12 protein-coding genes and 1 pseudogene are annotated in these 13,628 nt (G+C 71.3%); 9 read left to right on the top strand and 4 right to left on the bottom strand.

Annotated elements, in window-relative coordinates; all coding sequences use genetic code 11:
* Positions 1-102: 102 nt before the first annotated feature.
* Complete coding sequence (locus tag A6A25_RS37235) at positions 103-639, top strand: tetratricopeptide repeat protein (protein WP_073898473.1); 537 nt, start codon at positions 103-105, stop codon at positions 637-639.
* 22 nt (positions 640-661) lie between these two features.
* Here A6A25_RS37235 and A6A25_RS37230 read toward each other — a convergent pair whose 3' ends face one another.
* The 4 genes and pseudogenes from A6A25_RS37230 to A6A25_RS37215 all read right to left on the bottom strand — a co-directional run bounded on the left by A6A25_RS37230 (position 662) and on the right by A6A25_RS37215 (position 4,014).
* Positions 662-1,084, bottom strand: coding sequence for an SgcJ/EcaC family oxidoreductase (locus A6A25_RS37230; RefSeq protein WP_073898471.1), 423 nt, complete (start codon positions 1,082-1,084; stop codon positions 662-664).
* 48 nt (positions 1,085-1,132) lie between these two features.
* The gene (locus A6A25_RS37225) at positions 1,133-1,888 is read right to left on the bottom strand and encodes a hypothetical protein (protein ID WP_143193667.1); all 756 of its coding nucleotides are present in this window, start codon (positions 1,886-1,888) and stop codon (positions 1,133-1,135) included.
* Between the two features lie 63 nt (positions 1,889-1,951).
* Positions 1,952-3,153: pseudogene (locus tag A6A25_RS37220) on the bottom strand (cytochrome P450).
* 192 nt (positions 3,154-3,345) lie between these two features.
* Positions 3,346-4,014 carry a TetR/AcrR family transcriptional regulator C-terminal domain-containing protein gene (locus A6A25_RS37215; protein WP_073898467.1) on the bottom strand — a complete coding sequence of 223 codons (669 nt, stop codon included), beginning with the start codon at positions 4,012-4,014 and terminating at the stop codon, positions 3,346-3,348.
* A 55-nt stretch (positions 4,015-4,069) separates the two neighbouring features.
* Between A6A25_RS37215 and A6A25_RS37210 the strand changes: the two genes are divergently transcribed.
* From A6A25_RS37210 to A6A25_RS37175, 8 genes are all read left to right on the top strand, one after another.
* Entirely contained in the window at positions 4,070-5,644 is a 1,575-nt protein-coding gene (locus tag A6A25_RS37210; RefSeq protein ID WP_073898465.1) for an ABC-F family ATP-binding cassette domain-containing protein, read from the top strand.
* A gap of 97 nt (positions 5,645-5,741) precedes the next feature.
* A complete protein-coding gene (locus tag A6A25_RS37205) occupies positions 5,742-7,322 on the top strand; it encodes an ABC transporter substrate-binding protein (protein WP_073898463.1) in 1,581 nt (526 codons plus the stop codon).
* On the top strand, positions 7,319-8,314 hold the full coding sequence (locus A6A25_RS37200) for an ABC transporter permease (protein WP_073898461.1): 996 nt from the start codon (positions 7,319-7,321) through the stop codon (positions 8,312-8,314). Before A6A25_RS37205 ends, A6A25_RS37200 begins: the two co-directional genes overlap by 4 nt.
* Entirely contained in the window at positions 8,307-9,194 is an 888-nt protein-coding gene (locus A6A25_RS37195; protein WP_073898459.1) for an ABC transporter permease, read from the top strand. The genes A6A25_RS37200 and A6A25_RS37195 overlap by 8 nt, the downstream gene beginning before the upstream one ends.
* Positions 9,191-10,126 (top strand): ABC transporter ATP-binding protein, encoded by a 936-nt coding sequence (locus A6A25_RS37190; protein ID WP_073898475.1) that lies wholly within the window; start codon positions 9,191-9,193, stop codon positions 10,124-10,126. Before A6A25_RS37195 ends, A6A25_RS37190 begins: the two co-directional genes overlap by 4 nt.
* Positions 10,108-10,785 carry an ABC transporter ATP-binding protein gene (locus A6A25_RS37185; protein WP_241829118.1) on the top strand — a complete coding sequence of 226 codons (678 nt, stop codon included), beginning with the start codon at positions 10,108-10,110 and terminating at the stop codon, positions 10,783-10,785. The genes A6A25_RS37190 and A6A25_RS37185 overlap by 19 nt, the downstream gene beginning before the upstream one ends.
* A gap of 766 nt (positions 10,786-11,551) precedes the next feature.
* Positions 11,552-12,217 carry a DUF4097 family beta strand repeat-containing protein gene (locus A6A25_RS37180; protein ID WP_073898456.1) on the top strand — a complete coding sequence of 222 codons (666 nt, stop codon included), beginning with the start codon at positions 11,552-11,554 and terminating at the stop codon, positions 12,215-12,217.
* Positions 12,218-12,261: 44 nt separating this feature from the next.
* Positions 12,262-13,500, top strand: coding sequence for a serine hydrolase domain-containing protein (locus tag A6A25_RS37175; protein ID WP_073898455.1), 1,239 nt, complete (start codon positions 12,262-12,264; stop codon positions 13,498-13,500).
* Positions 13,501-13,628 lie beyond the last annotated feature (128 nt).

Genomic DNA, 13,628 nt, shown 5'->3' with positions numbered 1-13,628 from the left:
ATGATCAACCGGGGTGCACGTCACCGACCGGGACCTTAAACGGCAAGCTGAGATGCCGTCACCGATCTTTCGGGTGACCACCGGGACGCGTTCGCACTCCTGGTGAAGCTGAACGAGGCGTACTCGCGGATGTCCCGGCCCGCCGAAGCCGCGGAATGCCTCATCGAAGCACAGAGCCTCGCCCGTGCCGCCCAAGACGACGAGCTCGCGACCCGGGCCACCCGACTGCTGCTGACCGCGTTCGAGACCAAGCTCGCCCTGGCCCGGGAGTCCGGAGAACAGGAGCGGGTCGCGAACAGCCTCGTGCTGGTGGCCGGCGCGCACCACGACCTGGGCAACCCGCGGTTCGCGCGTCACTTGCTGTTGGAGGCCCTGGAGTTCTACCGGACGACCGACGACGTGCCGGAGATCGCCGACGTCCTGGCCGAGCTGGGTGACGTGAGCCGCGAGGCCGGTCACCTCGCGGAGTCCGTGCAGTTCCTGCGGGAGAGTGTGCGGCTGTTCGAGCAGGTCGAGGACGCGCAGGGACTGGCGCTCGCCCTGGAAAGCCTGTCCGACACCTTGACCGATCTCGGCCTGCACGACGAGGCCGCCGACGCACTGGCCCGCTCCGACGAGCTGATCGACCTCGACGACTAGGAAGTCGACCGGCAGGTCGGGTTCAGTTCGCTCGTTCGATCGGTACGGCCGTGTTCTGGTTGGCGGTCAACCGCCACTGGCCGCCTTCCTTGGACATCACGTACATCGGGGTGCCCTCACCCTCCTCGGTCACCGGCTCGCCGTCCGGGGAGAAGTACCGCTGCCGGACCTTGACCGCGGCGACGTCCGGCCGGATGAAGAGCACGTGCACGACCTCGTACGACGGAACGAGGTCCTTCATCGCGCCGGGCAGTACCCGCCGGGTGAAGTCGGCGATGGCGTCGCGGCCGATCAGCAGCCTGCCGCCCGCGGTGGTCCAGATGGCGTCCTCGCGGAACAGCGAGACGAACTCCTCGACCAGTTCGTTGCGCTGGGCGTGCTCGACGGTGGCGACCACCTGCTTGATGGCGTGGATCCCCGACTCGACTTCGGTTGCGCTGTTCATGACCAGAACCGTAAAACCTCGACCTTGCTGGAGATCAAGGGGACGTGACTAGTCGACCGCCGGCCGTCGTTCCGGCGGTAACGCTCGCAGCGTGACGCCCCGGCCGCCGGCGAGCTTGATCTCCCACAGGGCCAGGGCGATCACCAGGGGCGGCGAGCCGAAGGTGAGCAGGATCGCCAGCGGACCGGGGAGGCGGGCGGTCAGGTCGCCCCGGGCCAGTTGGTAGATGTCGATGCCCAGGACGCCGACGCTGAACACGATCGAGCACAGCGCCGGCAGCAGGGGGTGGCCGTCGGCGGCGTTGAACCAGTAGCGGTAGCCCCAGTAGGCGGCCCAGAGGATCGAGGGCATCACGTACAGCAGCAGTGCGAGGATGACGACGACCGCCAGGATCGTCGCCAACCCCGGCAGCCGCACGCTCTTGTAGGAGCCCAGCACGAAGTCGAACGCCAGACCCACGGCCAGGCACACCAGCACCGTCACCGCGGGACGGCGCACCGCCCGCAGCAACCGCGACCGGTCTGCCGGGGCGATGGTGGCGAACAGGATGGCGATACCCACCACGACCGCCGGCACGGCCACCGCGGCGTTGATCATCACGGTGCTCAACGACCCCATGACCGAGTCGTAACCGCCCTGCTCGTAAGCCACCCAGACCGCGAGGGTGACCACGATGCCACCGACCGACCGCACCAACTCCACCCGCTCGACGCGCACATCACCGGCGCCATACCTGAACCGCGGGGTCAGCCACTCCTTGATCCTGCCGAACAGGAAGCCGATCGAGGCGAAGTACGTCTGCACCACGGAACCGAATCCCGCCCCACGCCCCACCACAACGCAAGACTGCGGACAACCCCGGCCCGGTCACGTCCAGGTGACCGGCAGCTCGTGGACGCCGTAGATGTTCATGTCGGACTTGAGCCGCACCTCGGCCGCCGGGATGGCGAGGGTCAGGGTCGGAAAGCGGCGCAGCAGGGCCCCGAAACCGGCACGCATCTCGATCCGGGCCAGTTGCTGCCCGAGGCACTGGTGGATGCCGTGGCCGAAGGCCAGGTGGCCGCGCGCCTTGCGGTGCAGGTCCAGGGTGTCCGGGTGCTCGAAGCGCCTCGGGTCGTGATTGGCCGCCAGCAGTGAGACGACGACGGTCGAGCCCTTGGCGATCATCTCGCCGCCCAGCTCGATGTCCTCCGTGGCGTAGCGGTAGAAGATGTCGGCGATGGACAGGTAGCGCATCAGCTCCTCGACGGCGTCGAGCAGCAGTTCGGGGTGGGCACTCAGCTCCGCCCGCTGTTCGGGGTGCTCCAGGAGCGCGAACGTGCCCAGTGCCAGCATGTTCGCGGTGGTCTCGTGGCCCGCGAGCAGCAGCAGGAAGGCGATGCCGGTCAGCTCCTCGATGCTCAGCTCGTCGTGGCGGGCCAGGTCGGACAGCAGGTCCTCGCCCGGCTCGGCGCGCTTGCGGGTGACCAGCTCGCCCAGGAACGCGGCCATCGCGCCGAACGCGGCCATCTTGTCGTCCAGCGTCACGTCCTTCTCCAGGAACTTGGCCGAGTTGACCTGGAAGGTGTCCCGGTCCTCGTAGGGGACGCCGAGCAGCTCGCAGATCACCAGCGAGGGCACCGGCAGCGCGAACTCCCGGACCAGGTCGACCGGCGGGGTCAGCCGAACTGCCGTTCGACGACCTCGGTGATGTGCTCTTCGAGCAGCTTCATGCGCTTCACGGTGAAGGCACCGGTGAGCATCCTGCGCAGCCGGGTGTGGTCCGGCGGGTCCATGCTGATGAACAGGCCCGGCATCTGCGGTGACGGTTCGGTGGCGGGTGGCATGCCCGGGGTCTCGAACGGCACGTGCAGGACGCCGAGGTCCTGGCGCGAGCTGAACCGGGTGTCGGCCATGAGTCGGCGGACCTCGTCGTAGCCGGTGACGAGCCACCCCTCGTGACCGTCGGGGAAGACCAGGGGGCTGACCGGGCGGGCCTCGCGCAGCCGGCTGATCGCACCGGGCGGGTCGAACGGGCTGACGTCGCGCTCCATCGGCAGGCCGTGCGGGACGGGAACCGGCTGGGTCATCGGAGTCCTCCTCGTGGCGGTTGGTGCGGCCAAGATCGCCGACCCGACTGACACAGGTCTGTCACGGCCCTGACACCGACCACGCCGCGGACGTCGGGGTGCGTTGGCCACGCCGGGGTCGATCGCGGTGCCCGGGCTCATCGCCCGGTGCTCGGAGGAGGAGCGGGTCCGGGCGAGGTTCGCGGGTTGGCCTCAGGTGTTGCGGAGGGCACCGGCCAGGCCGGCCAGGAAGCGGTCCAGGCCCTGGCGGAACAGGGTGTCGTAGTCCGGGTGGTCCAGGTGGTCGTGGGCGGCCAGCGTGGGGTAGGCGTCGGCGTTCGCCCGGATGTGCGCGTTGGCGGCGTTGTGGATGTCCGCGTGCTGCCAGGTGGACTGGGTGAGGGCGGATCCGATGGTGAAGTTGGCCAGGCCGTGCGTCGCGGCGGCCAGGTCGGCACCCCGGAAACCCGCGCCGATTAACGTCCTCTGCAGGAACTCGGTGCGACGCAGCACGTTCGGCCCGAGCGTCGGCCTGCCGAGCAGCGGTGGTGACCACGGGTGGCGCAGCATCGTCGCGCGCCAGGCCAGCACCAGGGCGCGGATCGCGCCCGTCCACTCGTCCTCGTCCGGTACGGGCACCTCGGCGAAGATGGCGTCCACTGCCAGGTCCAGCACGTCGTCCTTGGTCTTGACGTGCCAGTACAGCGTGGGTGCCGCGACGTCGAGGCGTTCGGCGAGCCTGCGCATGGTCAGCCTGCCCGCGCCCTCGGCGTCCAGCAGCGCCACCGCCGCCGCGACGATCCGGTCGACGGTGAGCGGCGCGTCCCGCCGCCCCTTGGCGGGCCGCAACCACACGCCACCCGGAAAACCTGTCGCTTCCACGGGCTGGACACTAGTACGTTGGTCGGGTTCTCGACCAACGTTCGAGGAGTGGCCGGTGGCACACGTCGAGGTGTCGGAGCTGACCTACGTGGTGGACGACGGCCGCGTACTGCTGGACCGGGTGTCGTTCCGAGTCGGTGAGGGCGTCACCGCGGGTCTGGTCGGCCCGAACGGCGCGGGCAAGACGACGTTGCTGCGACTCATCGCCGGTGAGCTGCGCCCCGCGTCCGGCGAGGTCGCCACGAGCGGCGGTGTCGGGGTGATGCGGCAGTTCATCACCGGCGACACGGTGCGCGACCTGCTGCTCGCCGTCGCCCCGGACCGGGTCAGGGCGAGCACGAAGGCGCTGGCCGCGGCGGAAGCGGCGCTGGCGGAACGCGACGAGGAGGACACCCAGATGGCCCTGGCGGAGGCCATCGCCGAGCACGTCGACGCGGGCGGCTACGACATCGAGGTCGTCTGGGACACCTGCACGACCGCCGCGCTCGGCCTGCCGTTCGCGCGGGCCGCCGACCGGCCCGTGGCCACGTTGTCCGGCGGCGAGCAGAAACGCCTGGTCCTGGCGGCGCTGTTGGGTGGCCCCGACGAGGTGCTGCTGCTGGACGAGCCGGACAACTACCTCGACGTGCCGGGCAAGCTGTGGCTGGAACGGGAACTGGCGGCCAGCCGAAAAACGGTGCTCCTCGTGTCGCACGACCGGCGGTTGCTGGCGAACGCGGCGGACCGGATCGTCGCCGTCGAGGACCGCGACGTCTGGGTGCACGGCGGCGGCTTCGCCACGTTCGCCCAGGCCAGGCACGACCGGATCGACCGGCTGGACGAGCGGCGCAGGCGCTGGAACGACGAGCACCGCAGGTTGAAGACCTCTGTGCACACCTTGCGCCAAGCCGCCGCGCGCAACGACGCCGTGTCCTCGGCCTACCGCGCCGCGAGCGCCCGGCTGGCCCGGTTCGAGGCCGTCGGCCCGCCGCAACGGCCACCGAAACCGCGCAACGTCCGCATGCGCCTGCACGGCGGTCGCACCGGCAAACAGGCGTTGAGCTGCGAGGACCTGGCGGTGTCCGGTCTGATCGAGCCGTTCGATTTTGAGGTGTGGTTCGGCGAGCGGATCGCCGTGCTCGGCGCGAACGGCACCGGCAAGTCCTGGTTCCTGCGCGTGCTCGCCGATCCCTCCGCCACCCGGCACTCCGGCCGGATCAGCTACGGCGCGCGGGTCGTGCCCGGTCACTTCGCCCAGACCCACACCCGTCCCGACCTGGTGGGGCGCGCCGTGGCCGACATCGTCATGCAGGACCACGCGCTGGAACGCGACGACGCCATGCCCGCCCTGGCCCGTTACGAACTCGCCCCCGCGTGGCGGCAGCCGTTCGAGACGCTGTCGGGCGGTCAGCAGGCGCGATTGCAGATCCTGCTGCTGGAGCTGTCCGGGGCGACGCTGCTGCTGTTGGACGAGCCGACCGACAACCTCGACCTGGCCGGCGCGGACGCCCTGCAGCAGGGTCTGCGCGCGTTCACCGGCACCGTCCTGGCCATCACCCACGACCGCTGGTTCGCCGAGGACTTCGACCGGTACCTGCACTTCGACCGGGACGGCCGGGTGACGGAGGTGCCCGAGCCGCTCTGGTTTTGACGGTGACGCGGGCCACGAAGATCGTCCTTGCTTGTTGCAAAAGGTTTGCTGTTAGCTGAGTTTGGCAATAGTGGACCTTCCCCGCAGAGGTGATCCGGTGCGTCGTCGTCGGCTGATCAGCGTCGTGGTCGCGATCGGGTTGGTGGCCGCGTGCACGTCACCCGACGGTGACGTCACCGCCGACACCGGCCGGTCGATCGTGATCGGCGCCGGGAGTGAGCCGGAGAACCTCAACCCGATCCTGGGTTACGCGCCGGACGGCGCGGCGAAGGTGTTCGACGGGTTGGTGTCCCGGGACGCGCGGCTCGACCTCGTGCCGGCGCTGGCGGCGGAGGTGCCGACCGCGTCGGCGGACGGGCTCACGTGGACGGCGAAGCTGCGTGACGGCGTCCGGTTCTCCGACGGCACGCCGCTGTCCGCGCAGGACGTCGTGTTCACCTACCGATCCGTGCTGGACGACAAGACGAACACCACCATCGCGTCACGCTTCGACGTGGTGGCTGAGGTGACCGCGCCGGACGAGCGGACGGTGGAGTTCCGGCTGTCCTACCCGTACGCGCCGTTCGCCCAGCAGCTGACGCTGGGCATCGTGCCGCGCAAGGCGTTCGACGGCGTGGACGTCAACAGCGCGCCCTTCAACACCGCCCCGGTCGGCACCGGCCCGTACCAGGTGGCCGAGTGGCGCAAGGGCGACCGGCTGGTGCTCCAGGCCAACGAGGACCACTGGAACGGCGCTCCCGCGATCAAGACCGTGACCGTCGTCTTCGTGCCCGACGACAACGCCCGCGCCACGCGGATGGCGGCCGGCGAGTTCGACGGCACCGTCCTGCCGCCGAAGCTGGCGAACTCCTACACCGGCAAAGCGGGCTACCGGATCGTGCGCAACCCGTCCGCCGACTACCGCGGCCTGGGCCTGCCGTCCGAGCTGCCGTTCACCTCCGACCCGAAGGTCCGGCGGGCGATCAACCTCGGGCTGAACCGCCAGGCCATGATCGACGCGGTGCTGGCGGGCGCGGGCACGCCCGCCGCGACCCCGATCTCACCGCACCTGGACGACTGGTACGACCCGAAGGCCTCCTTCGCCCACGACACCGCCGAAGCCGAACGGCTGCTGGACGAGGCGGGCTGGCGCAAGGGACCGGACGGCACGCGGTCGCGGGACGGGCAGCCCGCGCGGTTGCCGGTGCTGTACCCGGCGCCGGACGTGCTGCGCAAGGAACTCGCCCTGGCCGCGGCGAGCGACATCGCGAAGCTGGGCATCGACGCGCCGGTCGAGGCGACCACGTTCGACGTCATGCTGCAACGGCGCAACGAGGCCGCGAACGTCTGGGGCGGCGGCGACCCGTACGACCCGGACACCGCGGCCTACACGCTGCTGCACTCCCGTTACGCCGGTCAGCCCGGCTACGTCAACATGACGAACTACCGCAACCCGCGGGTCGACACCGCGCTGGACACCGCCCGCCGCAGCCTCGACCCGGCCGCGCGCAAGCAGGCCTACACCGACTTCCAGCAGGCCTACGTCGCCGACCCCGGCTGGGCGTTCCTGGTGTTCCTCGACCACACCTACGTGCTGCGGGACAAGTGGGACGGCCAGGTGCAGCAGGTCGAGCCGCACGACCACGGCCTGGTGCACGCGGTGTGGTGGAACATCGAGCGCTGGACACCCAAGTCGTGACCGCGCCGACCCGCAGGCGGGGCCGGGCCCTCGGGCTGCTCGTGCTGCGCCGCCTGGCGTTCGCGGTCCCGGTGCTGCTGCTGGTCAGCTTCGCGCTGTTCGTGCTGGCCAAGGCGTCGCCGTTCGACCCGGTCGAACGCTACTTCGGGGCACGCATCATCGGCGCCTCACCCGAGCGGGTGGCACAGATCCGGGCGAACTGGGGCGTCGACGAACCCGTGGTCGAGCAGTACCTGGCGTGGCTGCGGCACGCGGTCGCGGGAGACTTCGGCGACTCGCTGTCCCTGCGCCAGCCCGTGGCCCAGGTGATCGGCGAACGGCTCGGCTGGTCGGTGCTGCTCGCCGCCACCGGGTTCGCCCTCGCCCTGCTGATCGGGCTGGTGCTCGGCACCGCGGCGGCGTGGCGGCAGGGCGGCTGGCTGGACCGGACGATCACCACCGTCGCGTACACGCTGGAGGCGGCGCCGGTGTTCTGGCTCGGCCTGGCCGCGCTGTACGTGTTCGCGCTGGAACTGCGGTGGCTGCCCGGTGGCGGGCTCACCGACCCCGGCGCGGCGGTGGACGTCGGCCAGGTCGCCCGGCACCTGGCGCTGCCGGTGGCGGTGCTCGCGATCTCCCACGCGCCCTGGTACGTGCTGTTCGTCCGGCAGGGCCTGCTGGAGTCGTTCACCTCCGACCACGTGGTCGGCGCCCGGTCACGCGGTCTGCCGGACCACCTCGTGGTGTCCGGGCACGCGCTGCGGACGTCGCTGCTGCCGTTCCTGTCGCTGCTCGGCGCACGGCTGCCGGAGCTGATCACGGGCGCGTTGCTGGTGGAGACCGTGTTCTCGTGGCCCGGTATCGCCAGGGCGACCGTCGACGCCGCGCTCAACGTCGACTTCGCGCTGCTGGGCGCGCTCACCGTGCTGGCCACCGCCGTGGTGCTGCTGGGCAACCTGCTCGCCGACGTGCTGTACGCGGCGGCCGATCCGAGGGTGGGTCTCGATGGTTGACGCTCCGGTGTGGCGGCCTGTGCCGAGGTCGCGGCTCGCTGCCGCGAGCCCGCGCCGGTCACCGCGGTGGCGGCTGGTCCCGGCCGCGGTCGTCCTCGGCGTGCTCGTCACCGCCGCGCTGGTCGTGCCGCTGTTGGTGGAGCTCAACCAGCAGCACGTCGACCTGCCCTCGGCCAACCGGCCGCCGTCGGTGACGCACCCGTTCGGCACCGACGAGCTCGGCCGCGACGTGCTGCTGCGCTGCGTCTACGCGTTGCGCGTCTCGCTGGCGGTCGGCCTGGCCGCCGCGCTGATCTCCGCCGTGGTCGGCACCGCGGTCGGCGCGCTCGCGGGCACCGTCGGTGGTTGGCTCGACCGCCTGCTGATGCGTCTGGTGGACGCGGTGGCATCGGTGCCGCACCTGTTGCTGGGCATCGTGATCGTGGCGATCATGCGGCCCAGCCTGACCGCCGTGATGATCTCCATCGGCCTGACCCACTGGCTGACCTCCGCGCGGATCGTCCGGTCGGAGGTCCTCGCGCTGCGCGAACGCCCGTTCGTCGACGCCGCGATCGTCGGTGGTTCGTCCCGCGCCCGGATCCTGGTGCGGCACCTGCTGCCCAACATCGCGCCGCAGGTGCTGCTGGCCACCACGCTGATGGTGCCGCACGCGGTGTGGCACGAGACCGCGCTGTCGTTCCTGGGCCTGGGCCTGCCGCCGCACGCCGCCAGCATCGGCAACATGATCAACGACGCCCAGCGGTCGCTGCTGACCGGCGGCTGGTGGATGTCCCTGGCACCCGGTGCCGTGCTGATCGCCGCCACGCTCGCCGTCTCCGGGCTCAGCGGCGTGTGGCGGGACCGGCTCAACCCCCGACGGAGGTCGGAGCTGTCGTGGTGACCGAACTCGTGCTCGACCACGTCTCGGTGCGGTTCACCGTGCCGGGCGCCACCGTGTCGGCGGTCAACGACGTGTCCCTGCGGGTCCGGCCCGGCGAGTGCGTGGCGCTCGTCGGCGAGAGCGGCTGCGGCAAGAGCGTCCTGGCCCACGCGCTGCTCGGGTTCCTGCCCGGCAACGCCCAGACCTCCGGTACCGCGACCCTCACCGGTGACGGACCACCCGTGGACCTGCTGACCACGTCCGACAAGGTGCTCGCCACGACCGTCCGCGGTCGCCGCATCGGCCTGATCCCGCAGAGCCCGGCCGCCCACCTCACCCCCGTGCGCACCGCCCGCGCGCAGCTGGAGGAGGCCGTGCGCGTGCACCACCCCGCCGACACCACACCCCGTGCGCACGCCTACCGCGTCGCCGCCCGCGCCGGGCTGTCCCCCACCGACCTCGACCGCTACCCGCACGAGCTGTCCGGCGGCATGGCGCAGCGCGTGGCCAACGCACTGGCCCTGGTCGGCGACCCGTGGCTGCTCATCGCCGACGAACCCACCACCGGCCTGGACCCGCACCTGGTCGACGGGCTGATCGAGGAGTTCCGCCGCATGGTCGATGACGACCGCGCCGTCCTGCTCATCACCCACGACCTGGCCGCCGCCCAGCGCATCGCGGACCGGATCGCCGTCATGTACGCCGGTCGGGTCATCGAGGTCGGACCGGCGGACCGGGTGCTCGGCACCCCGCGCCACCACTACAGCCGAGGTCTGGTCGACGCCTTGCCCGACCGCGCGTTCACCCCGATCCCCGGCCAACCGCCCCTGCTCACCGACCTGCCGCCCGGCTGCTCGTTCGCGCCGCGGTGCGGCCACGCGGCTCCCGCTTGCGCGGCGACCCCGGTCCTCACCGACGACACCCACGCCGTCGCGTGCCACGTGCCGTGCTGACCGGACTGCGCGCCGACGCGATCACCGCCGGCTACCACCCCCGCCACCCCGTGGTCACCGACTACAGCCTCACCGTCCACTCAGGACAGACCGTCGGGCTGGCCGGTCCCAGCGGCAGCGGCAAGTCCACCTTGGCCCGGGTGCTCGCACTGCTGCACAAGCCGTTCGCCGGCACCGTGCACCTCGACGACGTGCCGGTGACCCGTTACCGCGGGCGTGCGCCACGCGAGCAACGCACCCGCGTCGGCATCCTGTTCCAGCAGCCACGTCTGTCGGTCGACCCGCGGATGACGCTGCGCACCGCCATCGCCGAACCCCTGCGCGCCAACGGCCGACCGGTCGACCGGGTGGACGAGCTGGCCGACCTGGTGATGCTCACCCCGGAATTGCTCGGCCGCAGGCCGCACGAGGTCAGCGACGGCCAGCTCCAACGCGCCTGCCTGGCCCGCGCCCTCGCGCTGCGCCCCGCCTACCTCATCTGCGACGAGATGACGACCATGCTCGACGCCTCCACCACCGCCGCCCTCGTCACCGTCATCCGCGAGTACCAGCGGCAGACCGGCGCGGGCGTGCTGGCCATCTCGCACGACACCGCGCTGCTCGACCGCTGGGCCGACCGGGTCGTGCGCCTCGACCACCGCAGGACCGAGCCCGGCTGACCCGCGGCGCGGTTCAGCCGACGTGGGAGGCCTGATCGACTCCTCTCCGGCGCCACTTTTCCGCACCCTGAGCGCCTGACCGGGTGAATCGCACGGCGAGGCCACCGACCCGCGTTCCGCGATCTTCTGTCCGAGGCGCGGCACGGTCGCCGTCAGGTGCAGAGGAGGTGCCACCCGGTCACGAGGGCCATCAGGAGCATCATGACGCCCGACAGCAAGTTTCGGATCACGCTGGACAACGAGGCGAGCTGGGCGTTCTCGGGGCTGTCCGGTCGGTAGACCAGTGGGACGTGCGTGCCGACGGTCACCGACCGCTTCGGGCGCGCCCCGGCCCGGGCGGTACTCGACCGGCCGCCCGTGCCGGTCGGTGAACTCGATCACCGGGCGGTCGACGCCCCTCGATCCGCGCTCGTGCCGGGTCACGGTTCCCGTCGCTCGCAGGCCATCGCGGCGCAACCTCGCCAGCAGCAGGAACTCCCAACCGATGGCCCACAGCCCCAACAACGCGACGCCCAGGACGATGACGGCGATCACCTGCAACGGGCCCCCTCCTTTCGCCCATCATGCCCACTCCGTGCCCTTCGGCGTCGGAGATGCGGCCGGCGAGGGCTGTTCGGGCAACGTCCGGCGTGGTGTCAGTGGCCGTGTCAGCACCGTGGCCGTCCGGTGTCAGGACGGCGGGTCATCGTGGTTCCCGTGATCAGGTCACCGATCACACCGACCGCGGCCCCACCGACGGGGACGCACGAAGCCTCAGGAGCACACGATGCACACGTTCGACACCCCGGCCCCGATCTCCGCCCTCCTCGACATCCCCGCCGGCCGCGTCCGGTTCATCGCCGACGACCGGACCGACACCGCGGTCGAGGTCCGGCCCGCCGACCCCGCCAAGGGCCGCGACGTGAAGGTCGCCGAGCAGACCGCGGTCGAGTACGCCGACGGCGTCCTGCGGATCAAGGCCACCGCGAAGAACCAGCTCCTCGGCCCCTCCGGGTTCATCGACGTGACGGTCCGGCTGCCCGCCGGATCCCGCGTCGAGGCCAAGGCCGCCAGCGCCGAGTTCCGGGGCGTCGGACGGCTCGGCGACGTCACGTTCGAGGGCGCACACGGCTCGGTCGAGCTCGACCAGGCCACCGGCGTCCACCTCACCACCCATGGCGGTGACGTCACGGTCGGCCGCCTCGACGGATCCGCGGAGATCAGCACCGGCAAGGGCGACATCCGGATCACCGAGGCCGTGCGCGGCACGGTCGTGCTGCGCACCCAGGCCGGGCAGGTGTCGGTCGGCGCCGCCGCCGGTGTCTCCGCCTCGCTGGACGCCGGCACCGGCTACGGCCGGATCCACAACGCGCTCAGGAACGCCGACGGCACCGCCGCGCTGAACATCCACGCCACCACGGACTACGGCGACATCGTCGCCCGCAGCCTCTGACCCGCTTCCTCCGCTCTTCGCTTTCGACCAAGGAGAACACCACCATGTCCGCAACCCCGACCAACCAGCAGCGAGGCTTCTCCGCGGCGGGTCTGCGCCGACTGCACGACGTGCTGGCGCGGCACGTGGACTCCGGGCAGATCCCCGGACTGGTCGCCCTCGTCAGCCGCGGCGACGAGACGCACGTCGAGGCGATCGGCACGATGCGCCACGACGGCGGCGCGCCGATGAGCCGGGACACCATCTTCCGGATGGCCTCCACGTCCAAGCCGGTCAGCGTGGCGGCGGCGATGGTCCTGGTGGACGAGTGCCGGCTGCGGCTGGACGACCTGGTGCAGGAGTGGCTGCCCGAACTCGCCGACCGGCGGGTGCTCAAGCGCCTCGACGGCCCGCTCGACGACACCGTGCCCGCCCGGCGGCCGATCACCGTGCGGGACGTGCTGACCTCCACGTTCGGGCTCGGCATGGACATGACGGCGCTGGGCGCGCCGATCATGAACGCCGTCTTCGAGCAGGGGCTCACGCCGAACCTGCCGGAGCCGATGCCGGAACCGGACGAGTGGCTGCGCCGCCTCGGCGAGCTGCCGCTGATGCACCAGCCCGGTGAGCGCTGGCAGTACCACATCAGCAACGACCTGATCGGCGTGCTCGTCGCCCGGGTCACCGGTCAGTCGTTCGAGGCGTTCCTGCGCGAACGCCTCTTCGACCCCCTGGGCATGACCGACACCGGCTTCCACGTGCCCGCCGAGAAGATCGACCGGCTGCCGACCCTCTACGCCCCCGACCCGCGGACCGGCGAGTTCACCGTGTGGGACGAAGCCGAGGGCGGGCGCTGGAGCCAACCGCCGGCGTTCCAGGGCGGCGGCGGTGGCCTGGTCTCCACCGCCGACGACTACCACGCCTACTTCCGGATGCTGCTCAACGGCGGGATGCACGGCAACGAGCGGATCCTGTCCCGGGCCGCCGTCGAGCTCATGACCACCAACCGGCTGACGCCGGAGCAGACCGAGGCCCGGACCGCGCTGGCCCGCGACAACGTGCACATCTCGTTCGGCCAGGGCCAGCACGGCGGCTGGGGGTTCGGGATGGCGGTGCGCACCTACCGGGGCGACTACGCGCCCGTCGGCCAGTTCGGCTGGGACGGCGGCAGCGGCACCTCCACCTACGCCGACCCGGACAACCAGGTCACCGGCATCCTGCTCACCCAGGTCGGCGCGTCGGTCCCTGCCCCGATGCGCACCATGCACGACTTCTGGACCACGCTCTACCAGGCGATCGACTGAAACCCGAGCCCCAAGGGGTCCGACCGGTGGTGGACCGGTCGGACCCCTGGATCTCTAGAGTGCTTGAAAAGCCTTCAAGAGATTAAAAGCGTCCTCGCCGGACGCTGGCGTTTTAACCCGTTTGTGCT

Source organism: Saccharothrix sp. CB00851, assembly GCF_001905065.1.
Classification (GTDB): Bacteria; Actinomycetota; Actinomycetes; order Mycobacteriales; family Pseudonocardiaceae; genus Actinosynnema.
Note: the sequence above shows the minus strand (reverse complement) of the source record. Positions and strands in the feature narration are given on the sequence as shown.